Raw genomic sequence first — 23,154 nt, 5'->3', positions numbered from 1 at the left:
TTTATACTTCCCACTTCCTACTTCCCGAAAAATTTTATTAAGTTTAAATGAAAATTTTCAGCCACAGCTTGGGAATACTTGATTCAGAGGTTTTCCCCTAGTAATTGCTCACCTATGACTAACTCGTCACCGCAACGGCGCAGTACCGCTCTCACGACCAGAACAGAGTTTTCGCCATTCGGCAGTAAGCTAGTGCAATCTGGCTATGTTAATAGCGAACAGATGAGACAGGCACTGATTGAAAGTCGCAAATCTGGCAGGCCCCTGACGGAAGTGCTGGAGTCGATCACCGGGCGACAACTATCACCTGAATTTCTCAGGCAGTATAAAAAACAACAGTTATTTGAACTTAAAATACTATACGGGGTTGAATACCTCGATCCGGAAGTCAATAACATTGGCAATACGAGTGTCGGGAGCTTGATTGAAACTCTCATACCCGTAGATATTTGTCGTCGCCATCGCTTAGTACCGCTATCCAAAAACGAAGACCAAAACCCACCAAGCGTTTTGGTGGCGATGGTTGATCCCGACAACCTAGAAGCTTCTGACGATCTAAATCGCATCTTGCGCCCCCAAGGTTTAAGCTTGCAGCGCATGGTAATCACTCAAGAAGATTATCAGCAGCTGATTAATCAATATTTAGATGATTTGGCTGTCAGGCAAAAGCATCTAGAGCAAGAAAAGTTTACAGATATCAATCAGGATTTAGAGAATCTGGGAAATCTGGATTTACAAGATGCGCCTGAAGATATGGAGGCTGACTTAGGCGCAGCGATGAAAGGTGCGGAAGATGCGCCTGTCATTAGCCTTGTAAACAGAATTCTAGCCAAAGCTTTGCATGAGAAAGTTTCGGACATTCACATCGAACCGCAAGAAGAAAACTTACGCATTCGTTTTCGCAAAGATGGCGTATTGGGTGAAGCCTTTCCTGAACTGCCGAAAAAGATTATTCCTGCAGTCACAGCCCGCTTTAAAATTATTGCCAACCTAGATATTGCCGAACGACGCTTACCTCAAGACGGACGTATTCGCCGGATTTTTGAAGGCAGAAAAGTAGACTTTCGGGTGAATACTTTGCCCAGTCGCTACGGGGAAAAAGTAGTACTGCGGATTTTGGATAACTCTTCTACCCAATTGGGTTTGAACAAGTTAATCACCGACCCAGAAACCTTAAATATTGTCCAAGAGATGGTTAGTCGTCCCTTTGGTTTGATTTTGGTGACTGGGCCAACGGGTTCTGGTAAAACAACCTCGTTATATTCAGCCTTGGCAGAAAAAAATTCACCGGGAATCAATATCAGTACGGTTGAAGACCCGATTGAGTACAGCTTGCCAGGGATTACCCAAGTACAGGTAATTCGGGAAAAAGGATTAGACTTTGCCACGGCACTGCGGGCGTTTTTGCGGCAAGATCCAGACGTGTTACTAGTAGGTGAAACACGCGATAAAGAAACTGCCAAAACAGCGATTGAGGCTGCCTTAACAGGTCACTTAGTATTAACTACTCTACACACTAACGATGCTCCTGGTGCGATCGCTCGTTTGGGAGAAATGGGCATTGAACCATTCATGGTGTCTAGTTCCTTAATCGGTGTTCTAGCACAACGCTTAGTGCGGCGCGTATGTTCTGAATGCCGCATTCCTTATACTCCCACTGCCGAAGAACTAGCTCGTTATGGTCTGTCTGCTTCGGGTGATGTAGAACTCACATTTTATAAAGCTAATACTTTAACCGTAGAAGCCATAGCAGAAGCCAAAGCTAAAAATCATCTTTGTCCAAATTGTAATGGCGGTGGTTATAGAGGACGCTGTGGTGTTTACGAAGTTATGCGGATCACCGAAAATCTGCAAACTCTGATTAACCAAGAAGCACCCACAGAACGTATCAAAGAAGTTGCTGTGGAAGAAGGTATGAAAACCTTGTTGGCTTACAGCTTAGATTTAGTGCGTCAGGGAGCCACCACCCTAGAAGAAGTTGATCGGGTGACATTTACTGATACAGGCTTAGAAGCAGAATTAAGAGCCAAGCGTAAGAGCGGTTTAACCTGTCGAACTTGCAGTGCTGAACTCCAACCGGAATGGCTGGATTGTCCCTACTGTATGACACCCAGATTTCAAGATTAGTCAGACAATTTTGGATTTTGAATTAAAAATTGAGGAGCAGAACTATGGAAATGATGATTGAAGACTTGATGGAGCAGATGATTGAAATGGGTGGTTCGGATATGCACTTGTCCGCAGGTTTACCTCCCTACTTCCGTATCAGTGGCAAACTGACTCCGATTGGCGATCAAGTTTTGACAGGTGATCAATGCCAAAGATTAATCTTTAGTATGCTCAACAACACCCAACGCAAGACTCTAGAGCAAACCTGGGAGTTAGATTGTTCTTACGGTGTTAAGGGTTTAGCTCGGTTTCGGGTGAACGTATACAAAGAACGCGGCTCTTACGCTGCTTGTTTACGCGCACTCAGTTCTAAAATTCCTAACTTTGAAAAATTAGGTTTACCTGATGTTGTGCGAGAAATGTCAGACAAACCTAGAGGATTAATTCTCGTAACTGGCCCTACAGGTTCTGGTAAAACAACCACCCTAGCGGCAATGATCGATTTGATTAACCGCACAAAAGCAGAGCATATCTTAACAGTAGAAGACCCGATTGAATTTGTTTACGAACCAATTAAAAGCTTAGTCCACCAACGGCAATTGGGCGAAGATACTAAGAGCTTTGCTAACGCCTTAAAAGCAGCCCTGCGGGAAGACCCAGATATTATTCTGGTGGGAGAAATGCGGGATTTAGAAACAATTTCTTTGGCAATTTCCGCCGCAGAAACCGGACACTTAGTATTCGGCACATTACACACCAGTTCTGCGGCACAAACTGTTGACCGGATTATCGACGTTTTCCCCCATGAGAGACAAACTCAAGTGCGGGTGCAATTATCTAACTCCTTGGTAGCAGTGTTTAGCCAAACTTTAGTACCCAAGAAAAACCCTAAACCAGGTGAATATGGTCGAGTCATGGCTCAAGAAATTCTGATTGTGACTCCCGCTATTTCTAACTTAATTAGAGAAGGTAAAACATCACAAATTTACTCAGCTATTCAAACTGGTGGCAAATTGGGAATGCAAACTCTGGAGAAAGTTTTAGCAGATTATTACAAAGCTGGAACCATCTCTTTTGAAGCTGCAATGTCTAAAACTTCTAAACCTGATGAAATTCAACGTCTTATTGGTGCGACAACGCCTCCTCCATCAGCAGCAAAACCTGGTGCAGCAAAAGCTCACTAAAATTTCATCCCCTTAAAAACGGCAATAGTTAATAGTTTAAATATTGATTATTGCCTGATAACCAGATTTAAAATTTTGAATTTATTTGATTTATGCCTACCTACGTTGCCAGTATTCGAGATGCTCAAGGAAAATCGCGGAAAGAAAAAATTGTCGCTGAATCTTTAACACAAGCGCGTACTAATCTTAGAGATAAAGGTTTTGTCGTTCAAGAAATCACAGAATCTCAAGGCTTTCAACTAAATTTTGACTTCAAAAAATTTCAGAATTCATTTGTTAAAGTTCCAATTAAAGAAAAAGCAGTTTTTTCTCGACAACTTGCTACTTTGGTGAATGCTGGTGTAGCCATTGTTAGAGGTTTAGGTGTGCTATCTGACCAGTGTACAAATCCTAAAATGAAACAAGCCTTAATTGATATTAGTAATGATGTCCAAAGCGGGATGAATCTTTCTGATGCTATGCGGAAGCATCCTGATTGTTTTGATGGTTTATATGTGAGTATGATTCAGGCTGGTGAAGTAGGCGGTGTACTCGATGAAGTATTAGGTCGGTTGGCAAAATTATTAGAAGATGTCGCTCGCTTACAAAACCAAATTAAATCTGCCCTAGCTTATCCTGTAGTTGTCGGTTTTATCGCTGTCACTATTTTTGTGGGGATGACAGTTTTTCTGATACCTATTTTTGCGGGAATTTTCAAAGATTTAGGGACAGAATTACCTGCTTTAACTGAGTTTTTAATGATTTGTAGTGGCATTTTGCGAAGTTTTTGGTCTGTAGTAATTATTGGTGCTTTCATAGGTTTAGGATATGTCTATAAGCAGTTTTATAAAACAGAAGCTGGTCGTCAAACAATTGACCGTCTTTCGCTGAAAATTCCCTTGTTTGGTGAGTTAATTCAAAAGTCTTCAGTTGCTCGTTTTAGCCGCACCTTTGGTGCTTTAACTCGTTCAGGAGTACCAATTTTAACTTCTTTAGAAATTGTGCGAGATACATCAGGCAACCAAATTGTGGCTAACGCTATAGATGCAGCGCGTTTAGAAGTGCAACAGGGAGGCATGATTAGTATTGCGTTACAAAAAGAGAAAATTTTCCCCCCTATGGCAATTCAAATGATGAGTATTGGTGAAGAAACTGGGGAATTAGATGGAATGTTGATGAAAGTTGCTGATTTCTATGAAGATGAAGTGGAACAAACAGTCAAAGCACTAACTAGTATTATGGAACCATTGATGATTGTGGTTCTAGGGGGCATGGTTGGGACAATCATCTTAGCAATGTATTTGCCACTATTCAAAGTGTTTGAAAAGCTGGGATGAAAACGCAGAAGGATATAGCAGGGAGACAGGTTACAGGTGACAGAATTAAAAGTCTTTTGTTGCCTACATTTTATCATCTACAGAGGTATTAACTAGCCTGTCAATTGCTATAAACTTCACACTTCATACTTCATACTTCATACTTAATCAAATTATGCCTGTGCAGAAATCTCATTATGAAGCCACTTTGGCAGAGTATAGCAATCATCAAGCGGCGATCGCTCTACTTAAACAACATAGACCATACCTGGAAATGATTCCTAGTTTGCGTCGTCCAGATGAAAGTTTAATTACTATTCCTCTACCCATTGTTCGTCTGCGTCATACTACGTCTGAAGCTCCTCAGGCAATTCCTTTACCCTGTGATATATCAATTTTAATGTGCGATCCAGAATGGAAAATTAAAACTGGAGCCGAGATTTTGTTATTTATTCATCGTCCCCATGAAGATTTTTCAGATTTGTTAGGGCGTTGGCGGCAAACACAAGTTTATTTAGACCAAGATTATGAATGGTTAATGCCCCCTCGCCACAGCCATGTTTTAAGTGAAGGAGCTAATGCTATATATCCTTTGTTTGTCGTTTTTAGTGAAACATCGGAACGCATTCAACGAGGTCTAATTGGTGCAGAATTGCCCTTTGTTATACAAACATCATATTTACTATTAGAAGAAGAACGAAGAGATGAAGAGGGGCTACAAGCTAGAGACTCTAACCCCTAGCCTCTCTAGCCTTTAGCCCCTCACCCGTTACTTCACAAACTGAGGCATGATTTCAGCTGCGGTAAAAATGCCGTACATGCCACGTTGATGTAATTGCATACCAGCTTTGAGATAACCAAAAGCAGGGCCGCAGACATTTGCGGCCATACTGGTTTCATCGCCTAATGTAAATGTATGGGTGGAAATTTTACCTTCAAAGGTACGTCCTGTCACTTTGACGTTGGTGCTGAGGGGCTTTTTGGGATTACGGGTATCAACTACACCACCAACACTCACGCGATCGCGTTCTACTATTCCTGCTAACTCTAACATTACATCATCTGCGTGTTCCATGTTTTCTAAGGTCAACACGCCATTTGTTTTGTCTAGTAATGCTTCTACCTCTGCATCAGTCATTGCTCTGGCTGCTTCTACTGTATAACCGGGCATATGACCAATATCTTCTCTCACTGTGGCACGGTAAGCTTCCCAGTTAGCAATACCTACACCAAAGGTAATTTCAACTTGATGAATTTCCGCATAACTTTGAGCAGCTAAAGCCGCAGCAGCAGTTAACAGTCCGGGTGTAGCACCACATCCTGTCATGTAGGTAATACCTGCGGCTTGTAGTTCGGCTTTCATCGCCATTAGCTGTTCTACTGCACTGGTGCGCTTGATGGCATCTACTAACACACCACGCCAACCAGATTTGATAAATTGTCTGGCAACAGAGGGGATAAAGTCGTTGGGTAGGTTGGGTAAAGCTAAAAAATAACCATCAACAGGTTGGTTACTATCGATTAAATCTTGAATACTGTTATTTGTTAATGTACCGATTGGCTCTAAATAACCTACAGAGCCTTGTGATTGATAGGTCGCAATGCAATCTTTAAAATTTAAACCATCAGTGACATAGGCGTAACCTTTTTGGTCTGCCACTGCTACTAAAGTCATTTCTCGTTTACCAGCAAGTACCTTGGCGGCTGCTTGTCCGAGTCCGCCAAAACCCAGTACTCCCACACGTAACGCTGGCGCAATTTTGAGATTTTCTGTACTCATAGTCAATTACTTAAGTTGAATCAGAGGCTTTGAGTCCCAACCATCTTGATTGACAGTGTAGACGCTTTGCGGTTCACCGTTAGGCATCGCTCAAAGCCATAAAAGATAATTATGCTTTATTATCCACCCAGATCAATTTTTTCACAGGAAATTCTTGCTGCTTGAACAAGACTTGAATAAATTTTCACAAAAAAGTGTATTACATCAATAGTGATAGTTAAATGTCATGATTTTTTCAAATAAAGGGGGAGTTACTCTAGATATTTATTTATAGCGATTCCTAGTTAAGTGAGGTACATAACTAATGTTTTTGAACTCAGAGGAGCGCAGGGTCAAGCGCAAAGTTAAGCTAAAAATTTTTCCAATAAGATTTGCAAAATAATTCAATGACAAAAAACATCTTGTTGGTATTTATCAAGCAATTATTATTGGGAAATTAACATCTTATTTTTAAGTTTAAATACTAAATTTGTGATTAATTTCCGACTCAAGATAGTTTGGGTATTATGTCTGTAGGTGGGCGTAAGCTGCGATCGCGGCGAAATATCCTAAAGATGAGGAGTTATCCTAATCAGACGGACAAGAGTATGCACACTGAAACAGAAGTTACAAATGTAGCACCATCAATTCAGGGGATAGCTAACAATCTTCGGTTAACAGGCTGGATTACTTTTTGGATACAGCTAGGACTAGCAGTGGTATCTAGCTTAACAGTTTTGTTTGCCGCCACTGGACGCGGTTTTGCCGACCAACCAAACGCTGGTTTGGGAGTTGGCATATTCTGGGCTATCTGTGGCATTTTTACTTTACTATTTAGCGTTTACTGGGATTTTCGTTATACTCGCCTCGGCAAACGGTTAGGAAATCCTAACCACGCTTTACATCCTAGTAAAATAGATACGATCAAAGCTATTAGATTAGGAATAATTGTCAGTTTACTTGGGATATTATTAACTTTATTTGGGACTGGCTCAACTCTAGGAGTGCTAGTCGCTAAATCAATCTCTCAACCGCCTGGTGTGGCAATAACTGACCCGAACAAAATTATTCGCGCTCTTGATGTGTTTGTCGCAGTGGCAAATATTAATGGTATTACTGCTCATTTTGTCGGTACAATTGCATCTTTATGGTTATTAGAACGAGTGCATAAACACTAATAATATTTGGATGTTTTGAAAATTTACTAGTCAGCTTGATCATCTGAAACTCAAAGTGCTGATCTTATCTTTGAGTTTTTTCCTAAATTTTTTAGCCTAACCAATTAAATATGCAGAATTTGATTGAATGAGTGAACATACTTTTGTAGACAGACAACAGCGAATAGCAAAGATTTTTGATTAAACATCGAAGATGACTTATGGGTATTAATCTATACTCAAATTTTATATAATTTAATATTTTTTTAATTTTCTTAACCTATAAGGATAGAGCCTTTGTCTATCAAGGATATGGTTGATTCATATATTAACTTTTAGTGTATTAGAAAACACACGCCGCAAAAAACAGTATCTAATTATACAGAATTGCAAAATTGATAAATAGAAAATCAGTCAAATTTTATTTGTGAGTTGACCAAGATTTACATCAAGAAGTAATTTAACAATTTCTGTCCAGTCATTTCTTGGTAATTCCACAGCATAAAATTTGCTGAACTCTGCTTTTATTGTGTAAATGATGTGCCGATTTCTCCATAACTTTTTGCCCCGATTGTATTGACAATTGGCAAAGGTTAAGCACTAAAAATCAAAATTACAAGATTAAAGATTAGGTGAAGGAGACTTGACGGTTGCGGATATTACGTAATAATTTCTTAAGAATCACAGCAAAAAATTTACCAAACTCTTGTTTGGGTAGTGTGATTTTCTGGCGTGGAAATTAGTGGTTGAAAGATAAATCTCAAAAACCGCTACATATTAACTTCGAGCATTAGTTTTTTGCTCTATAGGATTTTCCTTTCAGGATAGTTTGGAGGAGAATGTTCAAACTCATGCAAAGAAATAAATCGAGAACAAAAATTAGGCGAACATCTGCCAGAAATTCTGCTAAAAATTTACAATTTAACCCAAAAATAAAGCGATTAATTGTAGCCATTAAGCGTCTTTCTCCTAGTTGGCAAGCTTGCTTACCTTTGGCGTGTTTGATTGTCTTGGGATGGGGTTATGTAGCAGTTGCTCAAGCTCCAGCATCTACAGCACCCGCAGGGCCAACAACAGCAGATTTAAAAATTGCACTGGATACTTTATGGGTAGCGATCGCTGCCTTTTTGGTATTTTTTATGAATGCCGGTTTTTGTATGTTAGAAACCGGATTTTGCCGTCAGAAAAACGCGGTTAACGTTCTGGCGAAAAACTTAATTGTATTTGCCTTATCGACCGTAGCATTTTGGGCCCTCGGTTTTGGCTTAATGTTTGGTGATGGCAATGACTTCATCGGACACAGTGGCTTGTTCCTCGCCGGAACAGATAACAGCCCAGCTACCGGAGATGCCTATGAAGGCGTATTTAGCGCACTCAATTGGACAGGCGTACCTCTAGCTGCTAAGTTTTTATTCCAGCTAGTGTTTGCCGGAACCGCAGCCACAATTGTTTCAGGGGCAGTAGCTGAACGGATTAAGTTTGTTGACTTTTTAATTTTCAGTCTGTTACTGGTAGGCATTGCTTACCCCATTACTGGACACTGGATTTGGGGTGCTGGTTGGCTAGCAGATATGGGCTTTTGGGATTTTGCTGGTTCTACTGTAGTTCACTCAGTTGGTGGTTGGGCTGCATTGATGGGAGCCGCATTTCTCGGGCCGCGGATTGGTAAATATCAAGATAAACAAGCCGTGGCTCTGCCTGGCCACAACATGAGTATTGCCACTTTGGGTTGTCTAATTTTGTGGTTGGGCTGGTTTGGCTTCAACCCGGGTTCTGTGATGGCTGCCGACCCAAATGCAATTACTCACATTGCTTTAACAACTAATATGGCAGGTGCTGTTGGTGGGATTGCTGCTACTATTACAGCTTGGTTTTACTTAGGTAAGCCAGACTTATCGATGATTATCAACGGTATTTTGGCAGGCTTAGTAGGTATTACTGCATCTTGCGCTTACGTTAATATTCCCAGTTCCATCGTGATTGGTTTGATTGCTGGGATTTTAGTTGTTTTTGCTGTACCATTTTTTGACAAAATCGGGATTGATGACCCAGTAGGTGCTACCTCAGTTCACTTAGTTTGCGGGATTTGGGGTACTTTAGCGGTGGGTTTATTTGCTGTTGGCCCTGGTGGTTATCCTTGGTTGGTTGACTTAGCTGGTAAGCCAATCGGCCCTCATGGTTTATTCTTCGGTGGTGGCTTTGGGACATTAATTCCACAAATAGTTGGTGTTCTTGCAGTTGGAGGATTCACTGTTCTTTTGAGCAGCATCTTCTGGTTAATACTCAAAGCAACTTTAGGAATTCGCGTTTCTAGAGAAGAAGAATTAGAAGGCTTAGATATTGGCGAACATGGTATGGAAGCCTACAGTGGATTTTTGAAAGAAGCTAGCCCTAGTGGATTTAATGAAGGGCAAAGCTCTGGAGGAATTTCATCTGGTGGTGACTTAAAAAGTCCTCTGTAGTTTGTCAATCTTCAAATTTATTGCTGACCAATATCCACCCCTACAACTTTTGCCTTGAATGTAGAGGGTGGTTTTCTTATGCAAGCTTGAATAATTTTTTTAATTTCATAGCTTTTTATTGACAAAAAATTCAACTTTCTGAGTACAAATTTTGTATATGGCAATACGCTTGGGTTAAGACTAAAAACCAATTCTGGCGTAGGTTGGGTTGAGGAAAGAAACTCAACATCCGAGCATACTTTGTTGGGTTACGCTATCGCTACACCCAACCTACTTTTCTGAGTCCAAATTTTGTATATGATCAAGTCCCTAATTTATTTTGTCTGGGCTGGTTTATTTGAATTAGGAGGTTGTTATTTAATTTGGTTATGGTTGCGTCAAGGTCAGTCAATTTGGTTAGGAATTTTAGGTGGAATCACTTTAGCTCTTTATGGTGTAATTTCTACCTTGCAACCTGCTAATTTTGGCAGAGTCTATGCGGCTTATGGCGGTGTATTTATTGCAATGGCGATGCTTTGGGGTTGGCAAATCGATAAAGTCAAACCAGATAATTACGACTTGATAGGGACTTTCTTGATATTGCTAAGTGTTTTGGTTATTATCTTTGCACCCAGAAATTAAGTACAATTCCGCTTGTAATTTCTGGCATTATTTGGTTTGTTACTAATCTTGGACTTGGATATGTGAACTAACTCAAATACAAAAATTTATTTATACCGCAATCAATGTGAATCCTCAAACAAAAAATGCGAAAATTGCATCAATACACATTTATTAATGTCTTGACAACTGTCACAAGGATTATATTTTTGTTAATCTTTTGAAAAAAATTCAGTTGGGTATCTTTCGAGACAAAAATGAGTAGCAAAAAAGAATGCAATGTAGTTTAGTATACAAAAAATCTTGACTTTCAAGAAAAAAGGAAAGAAACAAGTGCTGAAGAAAGGCATCACGATCGCGGCTTTGACTATATTACTTTTAGGGTGGCCCCTCATGGGCAATGCGCTTGCCCAAACCCCAGCAGCACCACCCGCTGCTGATACAGGAGATACAGCATTTATGCTGGTGTCAGCAGCATTAGTTTTGTTGATGACACCAGGACTAGCATTCTTTTACGGTGGATTTGTACGATCGCGCAATATCCTCAACACTTTGATGATGAGCTTTGTGTTGATGGCAATTGTTGGCGTAACTTGGGTTTTGTGGGGATACAGCCTAGCTTTTGCGCCAGGAAACTCAATTATCGGTGGTTTGCAGTGGCTCGGGTTAAATGGTGTAGGGCTAGAAACAACTAATTATCTCCAAGGTTCTGAGCCGAAAGAGGTCGTTTCTTATGCTGGGACAATTCCTCATCAGGCATACATGATTTATCAAGCCATGTTTGCCATTATCACCCCTGCGTTGATTTCTGGTGCGATCGCCGAACGGATGAGTTTTCGCGCTTACAGTTTGTTTGTGTTGCTGTGGTCAACCTTTATTTACAGCCCTTTAGCACACATGGTCTGGGCTAAAGGTGGATTTCTTGGCTTATATGGCGGTTTAGGCGCGTTAGACTTTGCAGGTGGTACAGTCGTTCACATTAGTTCTGGGGTTTCGGCGTTAGTAGCGGCAATTGTTCTTGGGCCACGCAAAACTCACCCTGACCGCCTCAGCCCGCCCCATAACGTACCTTTTATCTTATTAGGTGCTGGCTTGCTGTGGTTTGGTTGGTTTGGCTTTAATGCGGGTAGTGCTTTATCTGCTGCTAGTGGCACTTCTGGTGATATCCCTACAAACATAGCCACCACTGCCTTTGTCGCTACCAATACGGCGGCGGCGGCGGCGGCTTTGATGTGGCTAATTTTAGAAGCAGCATTACGCGGTAAACCCACAGCTGTAGGTGCAGCTACAGGCGCAGTTGCAGGATTAGTAGGTATCACACCCGCAGCTGGATTTGTCACTCCTTTAGCGGCGATTTTAATTGGTTTTATTACCTCTTTTGTCTGCTTCTACGCAGTGAGTTTTAAACACAAACTCCAAATTGATGATGCCTTAGATACCTATCCGGTGCATGGTGTTGGTGGTACAGTGGGTGCGATTTTAACTGCTATCTTTGCTACCACCCAGGTTAATGGCGGCGGTAAAGATGGGGTATTACGTGGGAACTTTGGCGAACTCGGAGTAGAATTAGCAGCAATTGTAGTTGCCTATGCGATCGCCGCAATTGGTACTTTTATTATTCTGAAAGTAATCGATGCGACTGTGGGTCTGCGCGTCAAAGAAGAAGCCGAAATCCAAGGTTTGGATATCAACGAACACGGTGAAGAAGGTTACAACTCCGAATTTGGTGGCGATAGACCTATTACATAAATTTGCCAACCAATAGGTGTAAAACATTTATTCCAGATAGTGGGACTTTTGCAAACTAGCGTATAAAATTTGAGTCAAATTATTAGCAACATTCGCTAGTCGTGACCACTTCTGTAAAAACCTTCCCCCTTTGGGCATTTTTCTCGTTGGCAACCAACGGCATACTCATGTTGGCGGTCATCCTGCTGATTTTGCAACGGCAGAGATTGACCGCCGTTTTTAGTAGTTTGCCATCGCAACAGACAGTCAGTGCATCTCAAGCTGGTACAACCGAGTTAGGCCGCCGTCATCAACTTAATTACCAGCAGTGGTTAGATATTCTTAAACAAGAAGCTAAAGCTACCACTGAGCAAAATCCCGAACATTTAAGCATTTTGGTCGGAGACTCGATTAGTTTGTGGTTTCCGGTTGAGCTATTACCCGAAGATAGACATTGGCTCAATCAAGGAATTTCCGGCGAAACCAGCACTGGACTATTAAAAAGACTAGATATATTTGATAGCACTAAACCAGAAGTGATTTTTGTCATGATTGGTATTAATGACTTAATTCGCCAAGAAAGCGATGAAGTCATTTTAGATAATCAACGGCAAATTATCCGCTACCTCCGTAAAACTCATCCCAGCGCGCAAATTGTTGTGCAGTCGATTTTGCCACATGGTGCAGCCGAAGCCAGTTGGGAAGGGCGAGATAAACTTCTAGCGATTCCCAATAGCCGCATTCGCCAATTAAATCAACAATTACAAGCCATAGCAGCGAGACGCGGCGCAAAATATTTAGATTTATATTCCTTATTTGCCAATCAACAAGGTAATCTTCGCCCCGAACTTTCCAGCGATGGTTTGCACCTCAGCCCCGCCGGCTATCTAGTGTGGCGCACTGCATTGCAGATTTATACACAGTCAGGCAATAAGCAATAGGAGGGCAGAGGGGCAGGGAGCAGGAAGTTGAAATTTCATACTTCACACTTCACACTTCATACTTCTAAATTGTGTCTCCACGCGCGAAAATCAGAAACAGGAGACACTAAGAATTAAACATGGATACAAAAGCTTTCAAACGTACACTCCAGCATTCCGAAAATTACAATCGCAAAGGGTTTGGTCATCAAGCAGAAGTCACAACCCAATTACAATCTGAGTATCAAAGCAGTTTGATTCAAGAAATCCGCGATCGCAATTACGTCCTCGAACGTGGTGATGTTACCATCCGGCTAGCCCAAGCCTTTGGTTTTTGCTGGGGTGTAGAACGTGCTGTGGCTATGGCTTATGAAACTCGCCAGCACTTCCCCACAGAACAGATTTGGATTACTAACGAAATTATCCATAATCCTTCGGTAAATCAGCGAATGCAGGAAATGGAAGTTAAATTCATTCCTGTAGAAACAGGCAAAAAAGACTTTTCTGTGGTTGAAACCAATGATGTAGTCATCCTCCCAGCTTTTGGAGCCAGCGTCCAAGAAATGCAGATATTACACGATAAAGGCTGCAAAATCGTTGATACAACTTGTCCTTGGGTCTCTAAAGTTTGGAATACCGTAGAAAAGCACAAAAAAATCGATTACACCTCCATTATTCACGGCAAATATAAACATGAAGAAACCGTCGCTACCAGTTCCTTTGCAGGTAAATATTTAATTGTCTTGAATTTAAAAGAAGCACAATACGTTGCCGACTACATTCTTCATGGTGGTAATCGAGAGGAATTTTTACAAAAATTTGCCAAAGCTTGTTCGGCTGGATTTGACCCCGATACAGATTTAGAACGCTTAGGTATTGCTAACCAAACCACCATGCTCAAAGGCGAAACCGAACAAATTGGGAAGCTATTTGAACGCACGATGATGCAGAAGTATGGCCCCGACCAGTTAAATCAGCATTTTCAAAGCTTCAACACCATCTGTGATGCTACTCAAGAACGCCAAGATGCCATGTTGGAATTAGTACAACATGATTTAGATTTAATGGTGGTAATTGGTGGGTTTAACTCATCGAATACGACCCAATTACAACAAATTGCCTTTGAAAAAGGTATTCCTTCTTATCATATAGATTGTGTAGAACGAATTAAATCTGACAGTGCCATTGAACATCGTCAGTTAAATGGGGAGTTAGCGATCGCGCAAAATTGGCTACCCCCAGGTAAAATCGTCGTCGGCGTAACTTCCGGTGCATCCACCCCCGATAAAGTCGTCGAAGAGATCATAGAAAGGATTTTTACCCTCAAAGCCTAGATCAAACTTACGCAGTGTTAGGAAAAATCAAGGGTTTGAGGGAGAGTATAGGGGTATAGGGTGTAGGGGTGTATGGGTGTAAACCCTTACACCCTTTCTCAACAGACAAACCTTGTGCGTAATACCATTTCCCAAAATTACTGATACAAATCCCTTCCTCTGCCCCTCTGCTTCCTCTGCTCGCCTTAGGTAGATGTTGCCTGTGTAGCCGTGACTTCCAGTCGCCTTCGGGCAAGATATAAGCTTAGAAAAGCCATACTAAATCTGAATTCTTCGACTATTGTATAAAAAATTTACAAAGTATTAGTGTATTTTTTGCAAAAATTGAGAAGCCATCTAGTTAAATACCGCAGGTAGCACATCAGTAAATACGCAGGCAAAAAACTTTTAATGTAGAATAAAATGCAGAATTTTATGAAAAATCTCAGTATTTTACCGAGTCTGGCTACGTTAACCATCGGCTTGATATCTGTTCAAAGTGCCACAGCCGCAACATTAACTCTGGACTTTACCACGCTATCAGGTTTAACTGGTGGATCTCCGACCGAAACAGCTATTTTCCGGGCAGCAATTCCGACCTTAGACAATATTACGTCGATTGTGATTAAAGACAATAGTCAAGGTAATGGTGGTTCTACTGGTCAGGTCAGCGGCTTTGATTTAGACGCAATTAAACTTAGTTCTGTATTGACTAACAATGCATCTGCTGTGAATAGCATTGCTGCTTTAGATGCGTTTGATTTTAGTTCAATTGGCACTACTTTGACTTTAGGAACTCAGCGGCCACCTGTCAACGCTGAATTGTTTGGTACTACAGGCGGTGTGCTTAACAATACTGTTGCTACTCTAGGGAATTTTGATGCTAATTCTACTACTGACCCAAGTAGGATTTTTGGATTTGTCAGCTTGGGAGATGGTGGTCAAATTGAATTTAAACTCAAAAATCCAATTTCTATTACTACTCCCCTTTACCTTTATATCGGTGAAGTCGGTAACAACGGTGAGGTAGGAATTGGACAAGTAATTGGAACCCCACAAACAAGTCGAATTCCTGAGCCAAGTAGTATATTTGCTTTGTCTTTAGCGGGAATATTTTTGGCGGTGAACCGCAGTAAAAAAACTCAAGTTGAATAGACCTGCCTTAACAATAGGGTCTAGGGACTAGAGAAGATAGATTTTGATTGTTCCTTGTGAACTTAGTTAATTAGAGGTTGGCAATAGAAAAACTTGGGGCTGTTTCTCCGCAGTCGTTCCACTTGGGGAAACCCCAAGACCCAATTATTCTCTTTTCCCTGTTCCCTTTCAACGCAAATTATTTCAAAAATCAAAGCAGATTGCTATGAGTAAGTCGATGCAATAAAACCAAACTATGTGAATAAAAGTAAATAAGACTCAAACGTTTTCTCCCCCTGCTCCCTGCTCCCTGCTCCCTGCCCCCTGCCTTATTCCAACAATAATTATTTACACCGACTTATTTATATCTCTGGTATTAGTAGGTAAACATAGGTATTTTACCTATGTTTTTTCTTTCTAGAAGTTATGTGAAAGAGAATTGATGCGATCGCAAACTCACAGATGAAAAGAGATTGAGGATGCTGCTATATTTTACATTTATTAATTCAAGGATTATATGTCAGGTTCAGTTGATAATTCTGCCCCATTGCTAGAAGTTAAAAATGTCCATGCTGGTTACATCAAAGATGTAGACATCTTGCAAGGTGTAAATTTTCAGGTAGCAGTTGGAGAATTAGTCACGGTTATTGGCCCCAACGGTGCAGGTAAATCTACTTTGGCAAAGACCATTTTTGGACTTTTAACACCACATACAGGCACAATTACCTTCAAAGGCGAGAATATTGCTGGACTCAAATCAAATCAAATTGTGAAAAAGGGAATGTGCTACGTTCCCCAAATTGCCAATGTATTTCCTTCTTTGAGTGTGGAAGAAAATTTAGAAATGGGAGCTTTTGTAAGTAACGCTCCCTTAAAACCCATCAAAGATCAAATATTTGCGATGTTTCCCAAATTAAGCGATCGCCGTCGTCAACGGGCTGGTACACTCTCAGGTGGAGAACGTCAAATGCTGGCGATGGGTAAAGCTTTGATGTTGGAACCAAGTTTATTACTCTTAGATGAACCTTCTGCGGCTTTGTCCCCCATTCTGGTGACACAGGTATTTGAACAAATTAAACAAATTAACCACGGGGGTACAGCAATTGTACTTGTAGAGCAAAATGCCCGTAAAGCTTTAGAAATGGCTCATCGTGGTTATGTCCTAGAGTCTGGACGTGATGCAATGTCTGGCCCTGGACAAGAATTGCTCAATGACCCGAAAGTAGGTGAACTGTATTTGGGTGCAGGGAAAGGTCATTGATGTATGGAAGAGAATAGGGAATAGGGAATGGGGGGTGAATGTATCAAAAAAACTTTAACATCTTACACCCTTACACCCCTACACCCAGTCTCTACAGAGTAAGCCCTACTCCCCAATTACAACGGCTTTTTCCCAACAATAGTGCGGTGGCGGGGGTCACTAGCAACTTCAATTGTGGGTGAAAAGCCTACTTCCTCTAAGGTTGCTTGAATATCAAACCCGTAATAATCATCACTCCAAGGTTCTGTGCTTTTCATTAAAGTGAAGAGTGCAGGCGGGAGGTTTTGAATTACAGGCGATCGCGGGTTATTATCTACTAAAGCAATATAGCCACCTGGCCGCAATAAACGTCTAGCTTCGGTAAAAATTTCTTTGCTGGCGTGGCTTGGTAGTTCGTGACAGACAAACTGAAGTGTGACTAAATCAAAGGAATTGTCTGGTAAGCCTGTATTTTCCGCCCTAGCATGAACCCACTGAGAAATTTCGTTATTGACATCTCTTGCTTTCGCCACCGACAGCATATAAGGTGATAAATCTAAACCAACAGTGCGAATTGGCTGTTCTTGCTTTTGTTGATAGTAACGGTGCAACGCCAAGGTAGACAAACCAATAGAACAGCCGATATCTAGAATTTCTCTCACCTGCAAAGGGCCGTAAGCTGCCAAAACATCATGAAAAGTGCCGCGTAGTCTAGCATGGGCCGCTTCCCAAGCTAGGTTTTCTTGAGGCCAAACACGCAAAGCCATTGCATAGGTAGCTGACTCCGCTTCAAAAGCCGCTTCCCAGCAAAGATTACCATCAGCGTAGGCATGAAATGGCACTTTGTAATATTCGGGATACACAACTTCAGGGTTGGTAACAGAACTCAGCAGTTGTTTTGTCATCAACCCTTTGAGGGCTTCAGAGTTTTTGCGCCAGGGAATCCCGTTTTTTTCGGCTGTTGTGATTAATACTTGTCTGGCTTGGTATTTCATCACATTGTAGATGGGTTTAGTCTGGATGAGCAAATTTACGAACTTGGAGAGTAAGCTTTCACCAGCCCAATCAGGTTTAATTTTATTTTTCATCACTGTACGGGAATGAAGCGATAATTGCCTATACCTATTGTAGGTTTTATCTGGCTTAGGCAATCATTTCTGTGTGATGACTTACGCACAAAAATGGCCTGTCAGTCATTAATCATTAACTAATCCCTAATGCTAAACCCCACTAAGTTACGGTGGGGTTTTAAAATTGGAAAGCATTAACTAGAGTGAAGCTAAACAGCGTCTTATGCCTGATTTTTTATTGGAAGTTGGTACAGAAGAACTACCTGCGAATTTTCTCAGTGATGCCATCGTACAATGGCGATCGCGCATTCCCCAAACTTTGGCAGCCAATAGTCTCAACAGTGACGCTGTAGAAGTTTACGGTACTCCCCGACGCTTGGCGGTACTTATCAAAGGTCTACCACAACAACAACCAGACCGAGAAGAAGAAATTAAAGGGCCACCCGCCCAAGCTGCTTTTAAAGATGGTCAACCAACCCCAGCTGCTGCTGGCTTTGCGAAAAAGCAAGGTGTGGAACTGAGCGCGCTACAAATTCGCCCCACAGATAAAGGCGATTTTGTGTTTGTGAACAAAAAAACACCTGGTCGTCCGGTAGCCGATATTTTGACCGAACTGGTTCCCCAATGGATTTTCAATTTAGAAGGTAAGCGGTTGATGCGTTGGGGTGACGGCGATGTGAGATTTTCGCGTCCGGTGCGTTGGCTGGTGGCGTTGTTGGATGAGGCGATTTTGCCGATAGAATTGGTGAATGGTTCTGATAGAATTACCAGCGATCGCATTTCGCATGGTCATCGTGTTTTACATCCCGAAACTATAACTATTAACCAAGCAACCCATTACGTTGAAACTCTACGTTCTGCTTATGTAGTAGTTGATGATCATGAACGGACAACTACAATTGAAAAAGAAGTTCACTCAGCCGTTAATTCTGTCAATGGTTCTACAGAAATTTATCCCGACTTATTAGCAGAAGTAACTAACTTAGTAGAATGGCCTTCTCCTGTTGTTGGTAAATTTGACTCAGAATTTTTAAATTTACCCACAGAAGTTATTACAACTGTGATGGTGAGCCACCAAAGATATTTTCCTGTTTTTAAAGGAGAAAATCATCAAGAATTACTGCCACATTTTATCACCGTTTCTAATGGCGACCCGACAAAAGCAGATATTATCGCTAAAGGTAATGAAAGAGTCATCCGCGCCCGATTAGCCGATGGACAGTTTTTCTATAACGCCGATATTGCTAAACCTTTAGAAAGCTTTTTACCCCAGCTAGAAAAGGTAACTTTCCAAGAAGATTTAGGTTCGCTACGTGCCAAAGTAAATCGCATCATTAATATTGCCGAGCAAATTGCTACACAATTACAATTAGACGAAACCGACCGCCAAAATATTCAACGTGCTGCTTTATTGTGTAAAGCTGATTTAGTCAGCCAAATGGTTTATGAATTCCCTGAGTTGCAAGGCATTATGGGGCAAAAATATGCTTTGGCAAGTGGCGAAAATGCCGCAGTTGCAACAGCAATTTTTGAACATTATTTACCACGGGGAGCCGATGATATCTTACCGGAAACTTTAACAGGTCAAATTGTCGGCATAGCTGATAGATTAGATACTTTAGTTAGTATTTTTGGCTTGGGGATGATTCCTTCTGGCTCCTCTGACCCCTTTGCTTTACGTCGGGCGGCGAATGCGATTGTCAATATTGCTTGGGTGGCAAATTTAGGAATTAATTTAGATAATTTATTGCAGCAAACAGCCGCTAATTTTGCCCAGGAATATAACAAAGAATCAGGGGCATTAGTCACAAGCTTACAAGAATTTTTCCTGCAAAGAATTAGGACATTACTACAAGAAGAAAAACAAATTGATTATGATTTGGTTAATGCTGTATTGGGAGAAAATGACCCAGAATATACAGAAAGAGCATTGCAGGATTTATTAGATGTCCGCGATCGCGCCTTATATCTGCAACAAATCCGCAATGATGCTACCCTCGATAAAATCTACGAAACTGTCAACCGTTCTACCCGCCTCGCCGCCCAAGGTGATTTAAATACCAAACAGCTAGAACCAGCAGGTTTAATTAATGCTGAACTATTCCAAAAATCATCTGAAAAAGCATTTTACGATGCCATTGTGGAATTAGTACCCCAAACCCAAACCGCCCAGCAATCAAGAAACTATCAGCTGTTAGTTGCAGCGTTAGAAAAAATCGCCCCTACTGTCAGTAATTTCTTTGATGGCCCGGAAAGCGTGTTAGTTATGGATACAAATACTGACATTAAGCGCAATCGCTTGAATTTGCTCGGATTATTGCGAAATCACGCGCGTGTGTTAGCTGACTTTGGAGCGATCGTCAAAAATTTGTAGCATAGATCAACAAAATATGGTGTAAATGTTGCCAATAAGCGTTAGTATAGGGAGTGCTTAACCAGGGGTCTCTGCTACAGTCTATGTCCAAAGCTCATGTAATTGGATTAGGTAAGTCCGGTGTTGCTGCGGCGAGATTGTTGAAACGGGAAGGTTGGGAGGTGGAGCTAGGCGAGCGAAACACCTCTAGTGCCTTCCTGCAACAACAACAACAACTTGCTGCCGAACAAATCACCGTTAAACTAGGATATTCCCTAGATTTAACCAGTCCTGATTTACCCCAATTAATTGTTGTTAGTCCCGGTGTACCTTGGGATATTCCCGTGTTAGTCAAAGCACGAGAACTAGGGATTGAAACAATTGGCGAAATGGAACTTGCTTGGCGACATTTAAAATCTCAGCCTTGGGTAGCCATCACTGGTACAAACGGCAAAACAACCACCACAGCCTTAATTGCCGCCATTTTCCAAGCCGCCGATTTTGATGCCCCCGCCTGCGGTAACATCGGCTATGCAGCTTGTGAAGTCGCCCTAGCCCCTAAGCTTCCTGATTGGGTCATCGGTGAAATTAGCAGCTATCAAATCGAATCATCCTCATCCTTAGCGCCCCGCATCGGCGTGTGGACAACATTTACACCAGACCACCTCGCCCGCCACAAAACGTTAGAAAATTACTACGACATCAAAGCCAAGCTGTTACAGCAGTCTCAGTTACAAGTATTTAACGGCGATGATGCTTATTTAAATAAAGTCGGTCTGAATCATTGGCCCGATGCTTATTGGACAAGTGTTAAGGGTAAAGATTTTTTAATTGGCGACAAAGGTTTTTACATCGAAGATGGCTGGGTGATTGAGAAAATCAACGCCACCTCCACACCAACCAAAATTATTCCCGCCTCTGCATTACGCATGGTTGGAGAACACAATCTGCAAAATCTCCTCATGGCTGTAGCTGCAGCCAGATTAGCAGATATTCAACCCGACGCAATCACCACAGCCATTGAACAATTCCCTGGCGTTCCCCACCGTTTAGAACATATCTGTAATTGGGAAGGAATTGACTTTATCAACGACAGCAAAGCCACCAACTACGATGCGGCCGAAGTCGGGTTAGCATCGGTAAAAAGTCCGACAATTTTGATTGCGGGGGGAGAAGCCAAACCCGGCGATGATACAGGTTGGTTAGCCAAAATCCAAGCCAAAGCCGCAGCAGTATTACTCATTGGCGCAGCCGCACCAGCCTTTGCCCAACGCTTACAAGAAGTAGGTTACACCAATTACGAAATCGTCGAAACAATGGCAAAAGCTGTACCTCGGTCAGCAGAATTAGCCAAACAGCATCAAGCACCTGTAGTTTTGCTGTCTCCCGCTTGTGCAAGTTTTGACCAGTATCCTAACTTTGAAGTGCGCGGTGACGATTTCCGCCAATTATGTTTGGCTTGGGCAGCTAAATAAGCGTCAAGCTAGTATGGTGTTATGAAACAGGGTAAAACCGCTATAGCAGTCTTGCTATAGCGGTTACTAATTGAGATTATCGAAAATACACAATCATTTTTAACTTAGAAGAACCATTCGGGAACAGCTTCTTCTTTGGTATTGGTGTTGCGAGATGGTGTTTCACGATTGAACTTCATATGAATTGAGCGTGTTTGCTCACCATCAGCGGCAACTGCCACAATTGGGTAGTCAATCAAACCATCTTGGAAGGACATTTGGAAGCGGAATGTACCATCGGGATTGAGTTTGATTTCACGTCCGCCAATAGTAACGGTAGCATCGGGTTCAGTTGCACCGTAAACAATCAATTCAGCATCAGCAATTAACCAAAACTGACGGGGACGAATTGGAGGTGCGGAGCCGGAGAAGCCAACACCAGACATTCCTACACCAGACATGGTTAAACCAGAGGTGGTGGGAACTGCCCACATACCTACACCAGAGGGGAAGATGTAGGAACTGATTGCTTGTTCGGGACGAACAGAACCAGGTACGTGCTGCATGGAACCAAACAAAGAACCTGCAACCCGTTGTGCTTCGGCGGATTCTGCCAAACCAAAGATTTGGTCGTAAATGGGGTTGCTGCCATTGACTCCAGCTGAGGCTGTCGCTAGTTTCTTCGCAGGTGGTACTAGTTCGTACAAAGTCTTACCACGTAAGTCTTCTTCAAATTCAACTTTGATGAAGACATCTTCAATCCAGTCGGATGGGTATACAGGAGGAATGTGTACTTGGGCAGAACGAGCTAAGACTAACCAACGACCATCAGGTGTACGATAACCGATATCAATGACATAATCGCGATCGCTCACGGGAATTGGTAAATACCATTCCCTAGCTAGTTCATCAACTGGATATTCTTGAATGCTGTGAGGACTTTGATACTCAAGATTGATGTCGGTAACATCATAAATCCGCAGTGCTAATTGCTGTCCACCTTGCCGACGCAGTTCTTGTTTATGCTCGTTGGGAATGTCCCAGTAAGTATAAGCCCATTGGGGATCGCGTGGTAAAAGTACAATCCGACTTTCACCGTATCCACCTGGCAAATCTAAAAGTCCTTCATCAACATCAGCCAGAGAGCCACCAGTACGGTCTTCTTGACCTAATTCAAATTTTGCTGCTTCCACGGTTTCCTGTGCCTCCAGTGAACGAGATGGGCTGAGTGAAACTTTGCTACGTTGTACTTCTTGAATAGCTGCTAGTAATTGTGATTTACGCATTCGGCTATAGCGGGAGACGCTATACTCACTGGCAACTCTTCTCAGTTGCCTCAAAGTCATCTCCTCTAGCGGTGGGCGTTCTTTTGCCAT

The 23,154-nt window shown here is 41.9% G+C and carries 17 protein-coding genes; 14 read left to right on the top strand and 3 right to left on the bottom strand.

The genetic code is table 11. The features are described from left to right. Positions 1 to 114 precede the first annotated feature (114 nt). The 4 genes from H6G69_RS02990 to H6G69_RS02975 all read left to right on the top strand — a co-directional run bounded on the left by H6G69_RS02990 (position 115) and on the right by H6G69_RS02975 (position 5,330). Entirely contained in the window at positions 115 to 2,127 is a 2,013-nt protein-coding gene (locus H6G69_RS02990; RefSeq protein WP_190681411.1) for a GspE/PulE family protein, read from the top strand. Positions 2,128 to 2,171: 44 nt separating this feature from the next. After that, positions 2,172 to 3,293, top strand: a complete 1,122-nt coding sequence (locus tag H6G69_RS02985; protein ID WP_190681409.1) for a type IV pilus twitching motility protein PilT — start codon at positions 2,172 to 2,174, stop codon at positions 3,291 to 3,293. A gap of 92 nt (positions 3,294 to 3,385) precedes the next feature. Beyond that, positions 3,386 to 4,609 (top strand): type II secretion system F family protein, encoded by a 1,224-nt coding sequence (locus H6G69_RS02980; protein WP_190681407.1) that lies wholly within the window; start codon positions 3,386 to 3,388, stop codon positions 4,607 to 4,609. A gap of 154 nt (positions 4,610 to 4,763) precedes the next feature. Beyond that, the gene (locus H6G69_RS02975) at positions 4,764 to 5,330 is read left to right on the top strand and encodes a hypothetical protein (protein WP_190681405.1); all 567 of its coding nucleotides are present in this window, start codon (positions 4,764 to 4,766) and stop codon (positions 5,328 to 5,330) included. 27 nt (positions 5,331 to 5,357) lie between these two features. Here H6G69_RS02975 and H6G69_RS02970 read toward each other — a convergent pair whose 3' ends face one another. Continuing rightward, on the bottom strand, positions 5,358 to 6,368 hold the full coding sequence (locus H6G69_RS02970) for a saccharopine dehydrogenase-like oxidoreductase (protein WP_190681404.1): 1,011 nt from the start codon (positions 6,366 to 6,368) through the stop codon (positions 5,358 to 5,360). Positions 6,369 to 6,955: 587 nt separating this feature from the next. On the opposite strand from H6G69_RS02970, the gene H6G69_RS02965 reads away from it, so the two are divergent. The 8 genes from H6G69_RS02965 to H6G69_RS02930 all read left to right on the top strand — a co-directional run bounded on the left by H6G69_RS02965 (position 6,956) and on the right by H6G69_RS02930 (position 16,922). Continuing rightward, entirely contained in the window at positions 6,956 to 7,525 is a 570-nt protein-coding gene (locus tag H6G69_RS02965) for a DUF3611 family protein (RefSeq protein WP_190681402.1), read from the top strand. An 830-nt stretch (positions 7,526 to 8,355) separates the two neighbouring features. Beyond that, complete coding sequence (locus tag H6G69_RS02960) at positions 8,356 to 9,966, top strand: ammonium transporter (protein ID WP_190681400.1); 1,611 nt, start codon at positions 8,356 to 8,358, stop codon at positions 9,964 to 9,966. 297 nt (positions 9,967 to 10,263) lie between these two features. Then, positions 10,264 to 10,587, top strand: a complete 324-nt coding sequence (locus tag H6G69_RS02955) for a YnfA family protein (RefSeq protein WP_190681398.1) — start codon at positions 10,264 to 10,266, stop codon at positions 10,585 to 10,587. Positions 10,588 to 10,959: 372 nt separating this feature from the next. Beyond that, positions 10,960 to 12,315 (top strand): ammonium transporter, encoded by a 1,356-nt coding sequence (locus tag H6G69_RS02950; protein WP_190682015.1) that lies wholly within the window; start codon positions 10,960 to 10,962, stop codon positions 12,313 to 12,315. A gap of 101 nt (positions 12,316 to 12,416) precedes the next feature. Then, the gene (locus H6G69_RS02945) at positions 12,417 to 13,235 is read left to right on the top strand and encodes a GDSL-type esterase/lipase family protein (protein WP_190681396.1); all 819 of its coding nucleotides are present in this window, start codon (positions 12,417 to 12,419) and stop codon (positions 13,233 to 13,235) included. 119 nt (positions 13,236 to 13,354) lie between these two features. After that, positions 13,355 to 14,548 (top strand): 4-hydroxy-3-methylbut-2-enyl diphosphate reductase, encoded by a 1,194-nt coding sequence (locus tag H6G69_RS02940; RefSeq protein WP_190681394.1) that lies wholly within the window; start codon positions 13,355 to 13,357, stop codon positions 14,546 to 14,548. Positions 14,549 to 14,962: 414 nt separating this feature from the next. Then, complete coding sequence (locus H6G69_RS02935) at positions 14,963 to 15,682, top strand: PEP-CTERM sorting domain-containing protein (protein WP_190681391.1); 720 nt, start codon at positions 14,963 to 14,965, stop codon at positions 15,680 to 15,682. Between the two features lie 496 nt (positions 15,683 to 16,178). After that, positions 16,179 to 16,922 (top strand): ABC transporter ATP-binding protein, encoded by a 744-nt coding sequence (locus tag H6G69_RS02930; protein ID WP_190681390.1) that lies wholly within the window; start codon positions 16,179 to 16,181, stop codon positions 16,920 to 16,922. Positions 16,923 to 17,038: 116 nt separating this feature from the next. On the opposite strand, the gene H6G69_RS02925 is transcribed toward H6G69_RS02930, so the two are convergent. Next, complete coding sequence (locus tag H6G69_RS02925) at positions 17,039 to 17,989, bottom strand: class I SAM-dependent methyltransferase (RefSeq protein WP_190681388.1); 951 nt, start codon at positions 17,987 to 17,989, stop codon at positions 17,039 to 17,041. 205 nt (positions 17,990 to 18,194) lie between these two features. Between H6G69_RS02925 and glyS the strand changes: the two genes are divergently transcribed. Further along, positions 18,195 to 20,345: a glycine--tRNA ligase subunit beta gene (glyS, locus tag H6G69_RS02920; RefSeq protein WP_190681386.1), complete on the top strand. Its 2,151-nt coding sequence runs from the start codon at positions 18,195 to 18,197 to the stop codon at positions 20,343 to 20,345. Between the two features lie 83 nt (positions 20,346 to 20,428). Continuing rightward, positions 20,429 to 21,799: a UDP-N-acetylmuramoyl-L-alanine--D-glutamate ligase gene (gene murD / locus H6G69_RS02915; protein WP_190681384.1), complete on the top strand. Its 1,371-nt coding sequence runs from the start codon at positions 20,429 to 20,431 to the stop codon at positions 21,797 to 21,799. Positions 21,800 to 21,903: 104 nt separating this feature from the next. Here murD and H6G69_RS02910 read toward each other — a convergent pair whose 3' ends face one another. Continuing rightward, positions 21,904 to 23,154, bottom strand: coding sequence for a DUF4912 domain-containing protein (locus H6G69_RS02910; protein WP_190681382.1), 1,251 nt, complete (start codon positions 23,152 to 23,154; stop codon positions 21,904 to 21,906).

The sequence above is a fragment of the Nostoc sp. FACHB-110 genome (genome assembly GCF_014697425.1).
GTDB lineage: Bacteria > Cyanobacteriota > Cyanobacteriia > Cyanobacteriales > Nostocaceae > Nostoc_B.
Note: the sequence above shows the minus strand (reverse complement) of the source record. Positions and strands in the feature narration are given on the sequence as shown.